Below are 15,544 nucleotides of genomic sequence, written 5' to 3' on the forward strand. Positions count from 1 at the left end.
ATGCTCGCGATGCGGCAAACCGACGGGGAGGCAGGTGTTTTGCGCAAGTGGATACTGACCTGGTTTACCCCGGCACCGGACTCGTTGGTGGCCATGAGCATACGCAAGGGCAAATCGCCCTGGGCGGATGCCGTGCATCTGGCGTGGTCCATATGGGTGTTCATCACACCGATCTTCGACCACTACACGCTTCGTTGGGCGCTGCTGACGGCAGTGACCTACCCCTTGTTCCTGTTTCTGTACGCCAGCTGTTGTGTGGCGCCGCGGCGACACACCTATCGCTATGCGTTGGCGATGCTGGCGATGGCATTGGGACTACTGCCCTGGTATGCGAGCGGTCTGACCTATTTCATCTACGGCACCATCATGCTGCGCAGCAACCGCATGAGCTTCCGCCGGTACATGGGGATACTGCTGGTACTCAACGTCATCTGCATGTTCGAGGTGTGGCGACTGCATTACGTGTGGCAGGCGGTGATCTGGATTCCGTTCACGTCGGTCATCATCGGCCTGGCCGTATATGTCGAGCGATTGAATGACGAAAAGGAAGCGGAACTTCGGCTGTCGCATGACGAAGTACGTCGCCTTGCCGCGCTGGCCGAGCGCGAACGCATCGGGCGCGACCTGCACGATCTTCTCGGCCACACTTTGTCGCTGATCACCCTGAAGCTGGAGCTTTCGCGCAAGCTGTTTGACCGCGACAGCGAAGCGGCCCGGCGCGAAGTGGAAGAAGCCGAGCGGGTGGCCCGACACGCCCTGCAAGAAGTGCGTGCGGCCGTCAGCGGCATTCGCGCGACCGATTTTGCCGCCGAGTTGGCCTCGGCGAGGTTGATGTTGGAGTCGTCAGGCGTGGTTTTTGAATGCGGGGAGTTGCCGCCTTCGCTGCCGCTGGAGGTGGAGCGTGGCCTGGCGCTGGTGCTACGCGAAGCGGCAACGAACATCGCAAGGCATGCGCGCGCCACGCAGGCGAAGGTGACCACCGTGGTCAACAATCAAACGCTGAAGCTCTGTGTCGAAGACAACGGACGCGGCGGCATTGCTGGGCACGGCAATGGATTGAAAGGTATGCACGAGCGCGTCGGTGCGCTCGGTGGCGTACTAGAGGTGGCCTCGCCGCGTGGGCAGGGAACGCGTTTGCTTATCAGTGTGCCGTTGCGGCTCCGCGCCTTTCAGCGCGAGAACGGCGATGTCAGTGAGCCGATCACGCCCTTAGGCGGAACGCTGCAAGAGCGTCAAGCGACATGATGGCCGAGCCTTGCCTATGGCCGTCATTCCCGCGAAAGCGGGAATCCAGTGCCTTGGCTCTTCAGGCAATTAAAGGCGCTGGATGACCAGCTTCGCTGTTTTGATGCGCCTCCCGCTTTCGCGGGAATGACGCTTCGTTCTTTTGATTATTTTCAATATTGAAGTGGGCCTTAAGTAGATGTCGCGTTTTTCCACAGGGAGTACCCCATGATTCGTGTGTTGTTGGCCGAAGATCAGGCGATGGTGCGCGGTGCACTCTCCGCTCTGTTGAACCTTGAGTCGGATATCGAAGTGCTGGGTTCCGCGGCTGATGGCGAAGCGGCGTGGCGCGAGATGCAGCGCCTGAAACCCGACGTATTGGTGACTGACATCGAGATGCCCGGATTGACCGGACTGGAACTGGCGCAGCGCATTCAGCGGCACGAGTTGCCCATGAAGGTGATCATTGTGACCACCTTCGCCCGGGCAGGTTTTCTGCGCCGTGCGCTGGACGCGGGCGTATCCGGTTACCTCTTGAAGGATGCCCCGGCAGAGAATCTGGCCGAAGCGCTGCGCACGGTGCATCGCGGTGGCCGCGCCATCGATCCTCAATTGGCACTGGAAGCCTGGTCGGAGGCAGACCCACTCAATGACCGCGAGCGGCAGGTGCTGCGGCTTGCGGGCGAGGGCCAGTCGGCCAACGACATCGCCACCCAGCTCAATCTCTCTCACGGCACCGTTCGCAACTATCTATCCGAGGCCATCGGCAAGCTGGGCGCCGCCAATCGTATCGAGGCGTATCGGCTGGCGCGGCAGAAGGGTTGGCTCTGAGCCAGCCCTGGCTGGTCACGGCGGCAACATTGAGGTGCAATAAGCGCTGCGGGTTCTTCATGCGAGCGCTTCCTTGCCTGTTCCGATGTCACGACTGCTTATCTGTTGCGCCTGGCTGATCGCTGCGCTGGGCCTGTCGGCTTGTGCGCGTCGCTCGGTATCGCTCCCCAATGATGCATACATCTGGCAGCGGCAATGGACGCCGGTGCTGGCGAAAGCGGTTGGCCGCGATGCCGACAGCGTGCGCACATGGCGCGTGCTCGCAGCGGAGCTGGATGGGCGAGGGCAGTGGCGCGACTTCACACCGGACTGGCAGGCATTAGCGGCTAGCCACAAGCCGGTAGTGGTCGTGGTGCGTATCGAAGGGCAGTTGGCGCAATGGGATGAGGCGACGTTGCTCGATCAGGTGCAGTCGGTACTCGATACCTGGCGCCAGAGCGGCCTGACCTTGGCCGGCGTCGAGATCGATCACGATTGCGCCACTGCTCGCTTGCCGGCCTACACCCATTTCCTCAAGGCATTGCGAAGCAGGCTTTTGGCGGATGAACGCTTGTCGATCACCGCCCTGCCCACCTGGCTGGGCAGCGCTGCACTCGATACGTTGTTGGCACAAGCCGACGAAGCGGTGCTTCAGGTTCATGCAGTGCAGTCGCCCCGCGCGGGACTGTTCAATCCGGCCCAGGCGCAGGCATGGCTGGCGTCGTTCGCCGGCCATACGCATAAGCCGTGGCGTGTGGCGCTACCAGCCTACGGCACGCGCGTCAGCTGGGATGAGCAAGGCCGAGTCGCTTCCGTCGAGAGCGAGCACCCCACCCTGGTGGGTGGGGAAGATGCCAGCGAACTGTTTGCCGATCCGCAAACCATGCAGCGCTTTGTTGCCGCGCTCGAAGCCGATGCACCGCAGGGGTTGGCGGGACTCGTCTGGTTTCGTCTACCGACGGGCGATGACGAGAGGGCCTGGAGTGTCGCGAGCTGGCAGGCCGTGTTGACGCGCACGCCGTTGCAGCCTTCGCTGAAGGCGCAGGCGCGTCGCATGGCTGACGTCAGCTTGTATGACTTGCGACTGATCAACGACGGCAATGCGGATGTGTCGCTGCCCGCGCTGGTGCGCATCGATTCACGCTGCGATGTCGCCGACGGCATTCAAGGCTATTCCTTGCAGCGTACGCCGCAGGGCTTGTATCTGCAGCGTGTTCGCGTGGGTTCGCTGCGCGCCGGACGCGAAACACGTATCGGCTGGCTACGTTGCACGCAGGGGCCGGTCGCGCTGCAACTTCCATCACCGTGAATCGTCGATGCAGGCATAACCTCGAACCATTCCGTCATACTTGGGCTTTCAGGGCGCGGAGCGCCCTTACCACAGGTGAAACCATGTACAAGCGCCCATGGATTGTCGCTGCAGTGGTGGCCGGCCTTGCTGGCGCCGTTGCCTGGGCTTGCGGCCCGATGTTTCCCAACCAGTTGCTCGATCAGCGTGCCGGCACGCTGAAGGCCACGCCGCAGAACAGCTTCGCTTTCGAAGCGATGCATCTGCTGGTGGCTACCGACAAGCTGACCTCCAGCGAGACGCAACTGTACGAACCCGAGAAGGATAGGGACGCGCAGGCCAAGGCCCTTGGTTTGACGGCGGCGCAGTTCGATCGCATCGCGACATTGCGGCAAGCAGGCGATGGCGATGCGGCTTTCGAGCAAAGCCAGGATTTGCCTGCGGATTTGCGCGCCTACTCTGCGGGGGCCGTGGATTTTGCCAAGAATGAGCTGGATCGCGCTGCGACCCGTTTCGAGCAGGTGCTGGCGCTGCCCCCCGATCAGGCGAAGCTTCGTTCGGTATGGGCGGCGTATATGTTGGGTCGCATCCACGCTGCCAAGGCCAACGAAGCCACATCGGATGCCACCACGTTTCAGCGCGAGCGCGCTGCCGCAGCCAAGGCGTTCCAGCAGGCGCGCGCGCTCGCCGTGGACGGCGGCTCCGATCCGCAGGGCCTGGCCGTGGCCAGCTTCGGTGAAGAGGCGCGCCTCTACCTGTACAGCCATGGCAAGCAATGCACGTGGGGCGACTTACTGGGTTCGGAAGGGTATGACGGCGATAACGAAAAGCTCGACAAGACCTGCGCCGATGGAATTGCCACCGCGGATTTGAAGCGTGCGATCACGCTGTATGCCGCACAGGCCGGGCACGACTCGAACAGTGGCGTGCAATCGTTAGTGGCCCTGGCTGAAAACGCGATGCGCAGCGAGCAGCGCGTGGCCGAGCTGATCGATAGTCCGGTACCGCAGCGCTTGCTGGTGACTTATGCGTTGGCACGCATGAGTGGTAGTTCGGAGGAAACGTCGACCGGCGGCGCGGCAAACAAGCCCGATCCTCGATTGCAAGCTCTGGTGCACGCCATCGAGCAACGCGGATTGGACAAGGTGGCTGGTGCCGACCAGCTGGCTGCGCTGGCTTATCAGCTGGGCAATTACGAGTTGGCGGGCAAGCTGGCCGACAAGGCCTCTGGTCCTTTGGCTGACTGGGTGCACGCCAAGCTGGCCTTGCAGAAGGGTGACATGGCGGCCGCAAGCGCGGCTTATGCCGCGGCCGCCAAGGCTTTCCCCAAGGTGGACGACGCACAACCCGCAATCGAACCGGCCAACGTCCATCTGCTGACTGGCGAACGCGGTGTGCTGGCGCTGGCGCGCGGCGAATATATCGAGGCGATGGGCCATCTCTACGACGCGGCATCGGGTGTCGGCGGCGATGGCAACGTCTACGACGAAGAGATGGAAATGGCGGGCATGGGCTATGGCAATGACGCTGCCTATGTGGCCGAGCGCGTATTGACGGTCGATGAGCTCAAGGCCTTTGTGGACGCGCATGCACGGGCTACGCCGATACCCGCAAAGGGCACCGACGAGAACAGCTACTACCGCAACCTGCGTCCGATCGGCGACAACCTGCGCTGGTTGCTGGCCCGCCGCCTGATGCGCGCCGGACGTTACGATGAAGCGCAGGCTTACTTCCCGGTGGATGGTGATCCTCGCTTCGGCACCTACGACGATGAAGGCAAACTGCAGGTGTCCAGTCTCCGCAACAAGGCGAGGGATTACGCCAAGGCCCTGCACGACAGCGAGCATGCATGGACCGATATCGGCAAGGCGCAGGCGCTGTATGCCGCCGCCGTCATCGCCCGCGAAAGCGGTATGGAAATCCTCGGTTATGAACAGGGCCCGGATTACAACGACAACGGCGGCAGCTACCAGGGTGGCAGCGGGCAAGAGCCTGGCTCGCTGAAGCAGGCCTACGTCACCGATGGCGAGCGCCAGCGCTACGCAGAAAGCGTCGCCAAGCCCGACTTTCGTTTCCACTATCGCTATCTCGCGGCTGACCATGCCGTGCGTGCGGCGGATCTGCTGCCGCCGCGCTCGCAGGCCTACGCGGCCGTGATGTGCCAGGCGACTGGCTGGATGCTCGAAGGCCCGCCCGACTACAACGACCACCATCAGGGCTACGGCGAGCCGGTTCCCAGCGAGCCCCCGGAGCGCCTGCGCCGCGCGACGACCTATTACCAGCGCTACGTGAAGCAGGGGCCCTATGTGGCATGGGCTGACAATTTCGGCCGGAACTGCGAAGAGCCGGATTTTGGTGGTGCGCGGCAACTCAAGCGCACCCAGCAGGTGGCTGCCGTCAGGCATGCGATACGTCGATACTTCCCGTTTGAGCTGGCGGGCTTCATCGTGCTGATCGGCGGCATGGCAGCCTGGATCGTGTTGCGCCGGCGCCGCCCAAAAGCCGACTGAAGCAGGCTTGGGCGTCGAATCAGGGTTTTGCGCGATAATGACCCATTCGACACCCAAGCCCCGCCGTGAAGAAGACTGACTTCGATTTTGAACTCCCGCCCGAGCTGATTGCCCAGGCGCCGCTGGCCGAGCGTTCGGCCAGCCGTCTGCTGGTGCTCGACGTGGATGCGCAGACGCGGCAGGACCGCATGTTCCGCGACCTGCCGTCGTACCTGCGCGAGGGCGACTTGCTCGTGTTCAACGACACGCGCGTGCTTCCTGCTCGCCTTTACGGCCGCAAGGACACCGGCGGCGCGGTGGAGATTCTGATCGAGCGCGTCACCGGAGCCCACGAAGCCACGGTGCAGCTGGGCGTGAGCAAGAAGCCGAAAGAGGGCGGGCGCATCGAGCTGGCTGATGGTAGCCACGCGGTGGTGCTGGGGCGTGATGAGTCGTTTTTCCGCCTGCGCTTCGAATCGCCTGAACCGCTGGAGCGGCTGCTGCTGAAGCTCGGCGAGATGCCGTTGCCGCCCTATATCGAGCGTCATGCGGACGCCAGCGATATGGAGCGCTACCAGACCGTGTTCGCCCGTGAACCCGGTGCGGTTGCAGCGCCTACGGCGGGCCTGCATTTTGACGAAGCCACGTTGTCGTTGCTGCACGAGCGCGGCATCCAGTTCGGTTATGTGACCCTGCATGTCGGCGCAGGCACCTTCCAGCCGGTGCGCGCGGATGATCTCAAGGATCATCAGATGCACCGCGAATGGCTCAACGTGGGTGCTAGCCTGGTGGAGCAGATTCGCCGCACGCGAGCTGCTGGCCATCGCGTCATTGCCGTGGGCACTACCGTGGTGCGTGCGCTGGAAAGTGCCGTGCGCGACGGTGAACTGCAGCCGTTTGCCGGCGAAACGCAGATCTTTATCTTCCCCGGCTACAAGTTCAGCAGCATCGATGGCCTGCTGACCAACTTCCATTTGCCGCAATCGACGTTATTGATGCTGGTGTCGGCGCTGGCGGGGCGCGATTTCATGCTGGCCTCGTACCGGCATGCGGTGGAGCAGAAGTACCGCTTTTTCTCGTATGGCGATGCCATGCTGATCCTGCCCAGGGGCTGAGATTCCCTGGCTTTCTGTAGGAGCGCACTTGTGCGCGACCGCATCGTTTCGGCGCCATCGCTCGGCTGGCTTGTCGCGCACAAGTGCGCTCCTACAGGGTGATTCCCGGCCCTCTGGAGCAGGAAATCGCCGGACACGCGATAATGCCGCTATGACTTCCATGACTTTTGAACTTCAGGCCACCGACGGCGCGGCCCGCCGAGGCCGTCTCACCTTTGACCGCGGCACGGTGGAAACGCCGGCTTTCATGCCGGTGGGCACCTATGGCTCGGTCAAGGCGATGACGCCGCGGGATATCCGCGAGGTCGGCGCCGAGATCATCCTGGGCAACACCTTCCATCTGTACCTGCGCCCCGGTCTTGAGGTGGTCGAGCAGTTCGGCGGCCTGCACAAGTTCATCGGATGGGAGAAGCCCATCCTTACCGATTCGGGCGGCTTCCAGGTTTTCTCGCTTGCGCACAAGCGCAAGATCACTGAGGAGGGCGTGTCGTTTGCCTCGCCCGTGGATGGCTCCAAGGTGTTCCTGTCGCCCGAAGAATCGATGCGCATCCAGAAGGTGCTCGATTCCGACATCGCGATGATCTTCGACGAGTGCACGCCGTATCCGGCTACGGAGAACGTGGCGTCCACGTCGATGGAACTGAGCCTGCGCTGGGCGGAACGTTCGCGCCGTGCGTTCAACGATCTGAAGAATCCCAATGCGTTATTCGGCATCGTGCAGGGCAGCGTGTACGAAAACCTGCGTCGCCGATCCGCCGAGGGTCTGGTGAACATTGGTTTTGACGGCTACGCCGTGGGCGGTCTTGCCGTGGGCGAGCCAGAAGCCGAGCGCAACCACACGCTGGATTTCACCGTGCCGCTGCTGCCTGCCGACAAGCCGCGTTACCTGATGGGTGTGGGCCGCCCGGAAGACATCGTGGAAGCGGTGCGCCGCGGCATCGACATGTTCGACTGCGTGATGCCCACCCGCAATGCGCGCAACGGTTTTCTGTTCACCGCCGAGGGCACGCTGCGCATTCGCAACGCCAAGTACGCCCTGGACACCCGGGTGATCGAAGAGGGCTGCGACTGCTATGCCTGCAGCAACGGCTTCAGCCGGGCCTACCTGCGACATCTTGACCGTTGCAACGAGATTCTCGGCAGCCAGCTGGCCACCATGCACAACCTGCGTCACTACCAGCGCCTGATGGCCGGCCTGCGCCAGGCCATTGCTGCCGGGCAGTTGGACGACTTTGTGGCCGAGTTCTACGCCCGCCGGCAGGGTGGCGTGGCGGCCTGACCGCCTTTGCCGTCATTCCGGCGCAGGCCGGAAGCCAGTGGCGACAGTGCAGGGTTATCGCCCGAAAGGCCATCCATGCTCCCGCGACGACCGCGCCTTGCTGCTACTGGATTCCGGCCTGCGCCGGAATGACGAAGTTGGGAGCCTGAGGGAACCTTCAGGTCCCCGCTCCGGTCCAGCCCCTTGGAATCCGCCATCCCCGACGCCAAAACCCTTGGCGGGCGGGCCTTGTGACGCATGCAGGGGCCGGGGGCGCGTGGCATAATCCACGATCTTTTATCAGGTGCCGACAGAAAACCCTGTAGGTACCGCAACTTGCGAGACAAGCTGATGAACCTTCCGATGTCTTTCGTGATCGCCCAGGCCGCTCCGGCAGCCGGTGCCCCTGCGACAAACCCGATCATGACCTTCTTGCCGCTGATTCTGCTGTTCGTGGTGTTCTACTTCCTGATGATCCGCCCGCAGATGAAGCGCCAGAAGGAGCACCGCAACATGGTGGCCGCTCTGTCCAAGGGTGACGAAGTGGTCACCAATGGCGGCATCGCCGGCAAGGTGGATGAAGTAGGTGAGAGCTTCATCACGGTCGAAATCGCACCGAACGTGAAGATCAAGCTGCAGAAGGGCGCCGTGCAGCAGGTGCTGCCGAAGGGCACGCTGAAGTCGTCCTGACGACTTGCCGGGGTAGAGGGGCCCCGGTTCCCACGACGCATTGCTCGCCGCGGCCGGCCTCAGGTCGCGGCTTTTGACGGATTCAAGGCATGAGTGATTTTCCACGCTGGAAATATGCGCTGGTCGCCATCGTATTGGTGCTCGGCATTGTCTATGCGTTGCCCAATGTGTTCCTGCCGGTGCCCGCCGTGCAGATCACGGCCAACCGCAATGGCACGGTCGACCAGGCGCTTCAACAGAAGGTGTCCGATGCCCTGAAGCAGGCGAACATCGCCAGCACCGGCATCACGCTGTCGAACGACCATCTGTTGGCCAGCTTCGCCAACCCGGACGTGCAGAAGTCCGCCTCCGACGCCATCAAGGCGGTGCTGGGCGACGACTACACGGTGGCCTTCAACCTGAAGTCCACCGTGCCGAACTGGCTCACCGCCATTGGCGCCAGGTCGATGCCGCTGGGCCTGGACTTGCAGGGTGGTGTGCACTTTCTCATGCAGGTCGATCAGGACGACGTGATCGACAAGCAGGAAACGCGCTATGCGGACGACATCCGCAGCCTGCTGCGCGAAAAGAACATTCGCTATGAGTCGGTGACGCGCAACTCGCAGCGTGGCCAGGGCGTGTCGGTGGTGCTCAAGTCCGCTGAGGACCGCATCGCTGCCACCAATGCCATCGCCGCCGAGTACCCCGACCTGGCGCTGCGTGAAGCCACCGAAACCGGTGATCGCTTTCCGCTCAGTGCAACGGTGCGCCCGGACAAGCTGCGTGAGCTGTCACTCAATACCATTCGCCAGAACCTAGCCACGCTGCGCAACCGTATCAATGCGCTGGGCGTGTCCGAACCGGTCATCCAGCAGCAGGGCGACAGCCGCATCGTGGTCGAGCTGGCTGGCGTGCAGGACACGGCCGAAGCCAAGAAGATCATCGGTGCCACCGCCACGCTGGAATACCGTGCGGGTTACGGCACGCCGCAGCAGGCGGTCGACGCCGCGCGCAGCGGCATCGTTCCGCCGGATGCGCGCCTCTACAAGGATCGCGACGGCCGTCCGTATCTGCTGAGCAAGAACATCATCGTCACTGGCGACCAGCTGGTGGATGCTTCCTCCAGCTTCGATCAGCAGAGCGGTACGCCGGCCGTGTCGGTGACGCTCAACGCCGCCGGTGCCAAGAAGATGCTCGACTTCACCACCGGCAGCGTCGGCAAGCCGATGGGTGTGGTGTATGTGGAGCGCGTGGTCGACACCAAGGTCGTCGACGGCAAGGAAGTGCGCACGCCGAAGATCACCGAAGAGGTGATCAACTACGCCACCATCAATGGTGTGTTTGGCAAGAACTTCCAGACCACCGGTCTGCGCAGCCCGAAGGAAGCCTCAGAGCTGGCGCTGCTGCTCAAGGGCGGTTCGCTGGCGGCGCCGGTGGATATCGTCGAAGAGCGCGTGATCGGCCCTAGCCTGGGTCAGGACAACATCCAGAAGGGTCTGCGTGCCGTGACGCTCGGTCTCGCGCTGGTGCTGCTGGCCGCGGCCATCTACTACAAGCTCTTCGGTCTGGTGGCCGACGTAGCGCTGGTCTTCAACCTGGTGATTCTGGTGGCCGTGATGTCGGCTGTCGGCGTCACGCTGACCATGCCGGGCATCGCGGGTATCGTGCTCACCTTGGGTATGGCCATCGACGCGAACGTGCTGATCTGCGAACGCATACGCGAAGAGTTGCGTAACGGTTCCACGCCGCATGCCGCCATTCGCGCCGGTTACGACAAGGCATGGGCCACCATTCTCGACGCTAACGTCACCCACCTGATCGCCGCGCTGGCGCTGACCACGATGGGCTCGGGCCCGATCAAGGGCTTCGGCGTGACGCTGCTGATCGGTATTCTGACCTCGATGTTCACCTCGGTGACCGTCACGCACGCCATCACCGCGTTGATCCACGGTCATCGCAAGCTCAAGACGCTGTCGGTCTGAAGAGGAACAGGCACTCATGGAAATCTTCAACCACAACAGCAACATCAACTTCCTCGGCATGAGGAAGTTCAGCGTCGCCATCGCCGCCCTGCTGATGCTCGCCTCCATTGCGCTCATCGCCGTGAAGGGCCTCAACTACGGCCTCGACTTCACCGGTGGCGTGTCGCTGGTGATCAACTTCGACAAGCCGGTTGAGGTTGGCGAAGTACGCGAAGCGCTGGAGAAGGGCGGCATGGAGCACGCCGTGGTGCAGAGCCTCGGCGGCACCAAGGAAATCTCCATCCGCCTGCAGCCGAAGGACGATCCGAACTCCGGCATCGGCTCTACGGGCAAGGTGAATCTGGACAAGATTGCCGACGACGTCATCAAGACGCTGCAGGCAGCCCGTCCTGACGCCAAGCTCAAGAGCCGCGACTACGTGGGTTCGGCCGTCGGTGAAGAGCTGCGCAGCGATGGCATCGTCGCTGCCATCGTGGTGGTGCTCGGCATCGGCCTGTACCTGGGTATTCGCTTCGAATGGCGTTTTGCCGTGGCGGCCATCCTCACCGAGTTCCACGACGCCCTGATCACCGTGGGTGTGTTCGCGCTGGTACAGCGCGAATTCGACCTGACCGTGCTGGCCTCGGTGCTGGCGGTGATCGGTTACTCCATCAACGACAAGGTGGTGGTGTTCGACCGTGTGCGCGAACTGTTCCGCCTGGCCCGCAAGGCCGAGCCGGAAGAGATCCTCAACCGCTCGATCAACAACACGCTGTCGCGAACCATCATCACCGCGCTGTTCACTGCCATCACCATGGCGGCGCTGTATTTCTTTGGTGGCCCGGTGGTGCATGGCTTCGCCATCACCATGCTGATCGGCATCCTGGTGGGTACGCTGTCCTCGATCTTCGTGGCCAGCCCCATCCTGCTGTGGCTGGGCGTGTCCAAGCAGGACCTGATGCCCAAGACCAAGGAAAACCCGGAGCTGGCGCGTCGCCCGTAAGCGACAAGCGGTTTGTAGGAAGCGAAAAGGCCCGGGTTCCCCGGGCCTTTTTTGTTGGCACGCTGAGGTTGGGCGCCGGCCTTGATCGCCCGTCATCGGGCGATGGTTACGAGGACATGGTTCCCCAGGCGCACCTAGCCCTGGCGGATTGCCTTGGGCCTGTCCGTATCGAGGGAGAGCGATGGGACGGTGGGAATACGCTGCTCACGGGCAGATTGGCTTCGGTTTTCACATCTCACGTAAGTCCGAGATTTATGGTGAGAAATTGCGATGAAGCTGTCTTAAAACTGTCTTTTATCGATGAGATTCGCTAAATTCGGTTGACACGTCGTAAGAAATCGCTTTATTTTCGCTGACAGCTTCTCTATTCGTCAGCTTGTCGTCAGCTTCTGGATGAGCCTGCCGCAAGCCTGTGTTGTGTCGTAAAGAGGAGCTTGTCAGCGGCGCCGCAGGGGGGACCTCCGGGCCGCATCAGCCAGTAACGCGAACTACCGGCCCGTAAGGGATGGCTGGTCGGGACCTTTTTGCCCTTTTCCAGGGCTGCTCGGGGAGATCCAACAAGATGAAGGTTTGTCGTTTCAATCGCCGTGTCCTGCTGCGCCGGTCGTCGTTGGCGGCTGCGTTGACCATGGGCCTGGCCGGCGTCGCCATGGCGCAGTCCACCACCGGTACCATCTTTGGCCAGGCTGAAGCCGGCGAGACGGTCACCGTCACCGGTTCCACCGGCATCTCGCGCTCGGCTGCGGTCGACAGCTCGGGCCGTTACCGCATCAGCAGCCTGCCGCTGGGTACCTATTCGGTGACCCTGCAGAAAGATGGCGCCACCGTCGACACCCGCAACAACGTAAACATCACGGTGAATGCGGGCACAGAGGTGTCCTTCGCCAGCGCAGCCAGTGCAGCCAGTGCAACAGCACTGTCGTCGGTGATGGTGACTGCCAATTCGCTGCCGCCGATCGATGTGTCGTCAGTGGATTCCCGCACCGTGATCAATTCGCAGACGCTTGAGCGCCTGCCACTTGGACGCAGCGCTGAGTCGATCGCATTGCTGGCGCCGGGTGTGGTGCAGGGCAGTGACTACTTCGCGGGTCAGAAGGCCGGTTCGTCAGTGATTTCGTTCGGCGGTTCGTCGGTCAGCGAGAACGCCTATTACATCAATGGCTACAACACCACCGATCCGCTGAACAACCTGGGTGGCATTGGCCTGCCGTATGGCGCCATCGATCAGCAGGAAATCTACACGGGCGGTTACAGCGCCATGTACGGCCGTTCCGATGGTGGTGTGATGAGCCAGGTCGGCAAGCGTGGTACCAACGAATGGCACTTCGGCGGCCAGGTGTTGTGGTCGCCCAGGTTCCTTGCTTCCGATCCCAAGACCATCATGTACCCGAACAACCAGCTGCCGGACGGTTACGGATACGCCGACGACTCGCTGCCGGGCACGCAGTACCGCAACCGCAGAAACAATACCAAGTGGACCACCACGTATAGCGCTTATGTGGGCGGCCCACTGATCAAAGACAAGTTGTACTTCTTCGTCTCCGCTGAAGCCGAGAAGCAGGAGGGCAAAGACACATCGAGCGCTTCGGTCGGTCAGCCAAACAACACGTACTACACCTACAACATTCCTAAGTACTACGTGAAGCTGGACTGGAATATCAACGACAGCAACATCGTCGAGTTGACCGGTATCTCGAACAAGACGTCGTACGAAGGCACGCAGTACGTGTACGACTACGACACGAACACGCAGGGTGACTTTCTCGGCTACGACACCCACACCAAGACCGGTTCGGACATCTGGGTGGGCAAGTACACCAGCTACATCACCGACAACCTGACCTTTGCGGCTACCTATGGCCAAAACCGTGCGATCGATTATTCGAACGTGCCGGGTCTGGATCCGAACCTGGCTTATCTGACTGGTGTGACCGTCCAGGACCCGGCCATCACCGGCGGCAATCCGATTCGCAACGGCAACACGATTCTGTACATCAAGAACCCGAACGCCAAGAACAAGACGCACGGCCTGCGCCTCGATCTCGAGTACAGGCTGGGCGATCACACGCTGGCAGCGGGTATCGACAACATGCACTTCACGGCAACCGATGAAGGCCAGCAGACCAGCGGCCCGGGGTACTGGTGGCGCTACGGTAAGTCGAGCGACCCGAGCGTGGCGCTGGTGCCGGGCCTTGGCGTGGGTGCGCCCGGTGGCGATGGTTACTACGTGCGCAAGTACATCTTCATGACCACCACCAGCATGTCGGTGGACCAGAAGGCGCAGTACATCGAAGACCGCTGGCAGATCAACGACAAGTTTCTGTTGAACATGGGTCTGCGCAACGATCAGTTCACCAACTACAACGCGTTGGGCGAGGTGTACGTAAGGAACAAGAACCAGTGGGCGCCGCGTATTGGCTTCAGCTGGGATGTGCTGGGGGACTCTACCTTCAAGGTGTTCGGCAATCTCGGTCGCTACTACCTCGCGTTGCCCAACAGCGTGGCGATCCGTGGCGCATCGCCGTCGACGTACACGAACGAGTACTTCACCTATACCGGTATCGATGCGAACGGCAATCCGACCGGTCTTTCGCCGATTGGCCCTGGCCCGGTCTCATCCAATGGCGAGTACGGCCAGGCGCCGGACGCGAAGACGGTGACGGCATCCAACCTCAAGTCGCAGTATCAGGACGAAGCCATCCTGGGCTTCAGCAAGATGCTGAATCCGAATTGGGTGTTTGGTGCCAAGGGCACCCTGCGAAAGTTGCAGGCTGCCATCGATGACGTGTGCGATATCGATCGCCTCGTGGACAAAGCGACTGCGCAGGGCATCGACCCCGACTCGGTCAACTGGACCAGTGGCTGCCTGATCTTCAACCCCGGCAAGACCAACACCTTCCTTCTTTCCAAGGTGGACGGCAGCGGTTACGAGAAGGTGGCCATGTCCACCAGCGACTGGGGCTTCACCTCCGGCGCCAAGCGCAAGTACTACTCGCTGGATCTGTTCCTTGAGCACCCGTTTGACGGCAAGTGGCAGGCGCGCGTGGACTACACCTTCTCGCGCAGCTACGGCAACACCGAAGGTCAGGTGCTGTCGACCATCGGTCAGGACGACGTCTCCAAGACGCAGGACTGGGATGCGGCCGCCATCATGGTCAACAGCAATGGCGTGTTGTCCAATGACCGCACGCACCAACTGAAGGCCTACGGCAGCTATATGGTCACGCCGGAATGGATGGTGTCCGGTGCGCTGCGCATCATGTCCGGTGCACCCAAGGCCTGCCTGGGCTACTACGGCAGCGATGAGGGCGATCCGATCAGCTACGGCTCTTCGTATCACTTCTGTGGTGGCAAGCCGACGCCACTGGGCAGCATCGGTCACCTGCCGTGGCAGAAGATCGTGGACCTCGGCGTCACCTATCGCCCGGCATTCGCTGGCAGCAAGCTTGCGTTCAATTTCAGCGTGTTCAACGTGTTCAACGAACGCAAGCCGACGGTGCTGGACGCCACCTACGAGACAGATCCGTACACGATATCCAACCGATATGGTGCGGCGCTGTATCAGACCACCCCACGCTATGGCCGCATCGCGGTGACCTACGACTTCTAACCAGCTGTTTAGGCCGAATTCGGTCAACCCCGCGTGGCACGGCCCTCCCCATGACGCGCGGGTTTTTGGGCAAGCACAACCGTACCTGTTGCTCACCCGCCGCCGGTTCCCCACCGG

10 protein-coding genes are annotated in these 15,544 nt (G+C 62.1%); all 10 read left to right on the plus strand.

Annotated elements, in window-relative coordinates; translation table 11 throughout:
• Positions 1 to 9: 9 nt before the first annotated feature.
• The 10 genes from AC0GUR_RS00585 to AC0GUR_RS00630 all read left to right on the plus strand — a co-directional run bounded on the left by AC0GUR_RS00585 (position 10) and on the right by AC0GUR_RS00630 (position 15,427).
• Positions 10 to 1,245, plus strand: coding sequence for a sensor histidine kinase (locus tag AC0GUR_RS00585; protein WP_472875513.1), 1,236 nt, complete (start codon positions 10 to 12; stop codon positions 1,243 to 1,245).
• A 207-nt stretch (positions 1,246 to 1,452) separates the two neighbouring features.
• A complete protein-coding gene (locus AC0GUR_RS00590; protein ID WP_472875514.1) occupies positions 1,453 to 2,055 on the plus strand; it encodes a response regulator in 603 nt (200 codons plus the stop codon).
• Between the two features lie 85 nt (positions 2,056 to 2,140).
• Positions 2,141 to 3,343: a DUF3142 domain-containing protein gene (locus AC0GUR_RS00595; RefSeq protein WP_472875515.1), complete on the plus strand. Its 1,203-nt coding sequence runs from the start codon at positions 2,141 to 2,143 to the stop codon at positions 3,341 to 3,343.
• 83 nt (positions 3,344 to 3,426) lie between these two features.
• Complete coding sequence (locus tag AC0GUR_RS00600; RefSeq protein ID WP_472875516.1) at positions 3,427 to 5,832, plus strand: hypothetical protein; 2,406 nt, start codon at positions 3,427 to 3,429, stop codon at positions 5,830 to 5,832.
• A gap of 65 nt (positions 5,833 to 5,897) precedes the next feature.
• Positions 5,898 to 6,926, plus strand: a complete 1,029-nt coding sequence (queA, locus tag AC0GUR_RS00605; protein ID WP_472875517.1) for a tRNA preQ1(34) S-adenosylmethionine ribosyltransferase-isomerase QueA — start codon at positions 5,898 to 5,900, stop codon at positions 6,924 to 6,926.
• A 151-nt stretch (positions 6,927 to 7,077) separates the two neighbouring features.
• Positions 7,078 to 8,205, plus strand: coding sequence for a tRNA guanosine(34) transglycosylase Tgt (gene tgt, locus AC0GUR_RS00610; RefSeq protein WP_472875518.1), 1,128 nt, complete (start codon positions 7,078 to 7,080; stop codon positions 8,203 to 8,205).
• 330 nt (positions 8,206 to 8,535) lie between these two features.
• Positions 8,536 to 8,874: a preprotein translocase subunit YajC gene (gene yajC / locus AC0GUR_RS00615; protein WP_472875519.1), complete on the plus strand. Its 339-nt coding sequence runs from the start codon at positions 8,536 to 8,538 to the stop codon at positions 8,872 to 8,874.
• 89 nt (positions 8,875 to 8,963) lie between these two features.
• Positions 8,964 to 10,835 (plus strand): protein translocase subunit SecD, encoded by a 1,872-nt coding sequence (secD, locus tag AC0GUR_RS00620; RefSeq protein WP_472875520.1) that lies wholly within the window; start codon positions 8,964 to 8,966, stop codon positions 10,833 to 10,835.
• Between the two features lie 16 nt (positions 10,836 to 10,851).
• Entirely contained in the window at positions 10,852 to 11,817 is a 966-nt protein-coding gene (gene secF, locus AC0GUR_RS00625; RefSeq protein ID WP_472875521.1) for a protein translocase subunit SecF, read from the plus strand.
• Positions 11,818 to 12,379: 562 nt separating this feature from the next.
• Positions 12,380 to 15,427 carry an outer membrane beta-barrel protein gene (locus AC0GUR_RS00630; protein WP_472875522.1) on the plus strand — a complete coding sequence of 1,016 codons (3,048 nt, stop codon included), beginning with the start codon at positions 12,380 to 12,382 and terminating at the stop codon, positions 15,425 to 15,427.
• Positions 15,428 to 15,544: the final 117 nt, after the last annotated feature.

The organism is Dyella sp. PARNA 12/25 (genome assembly GCF_055702865.1).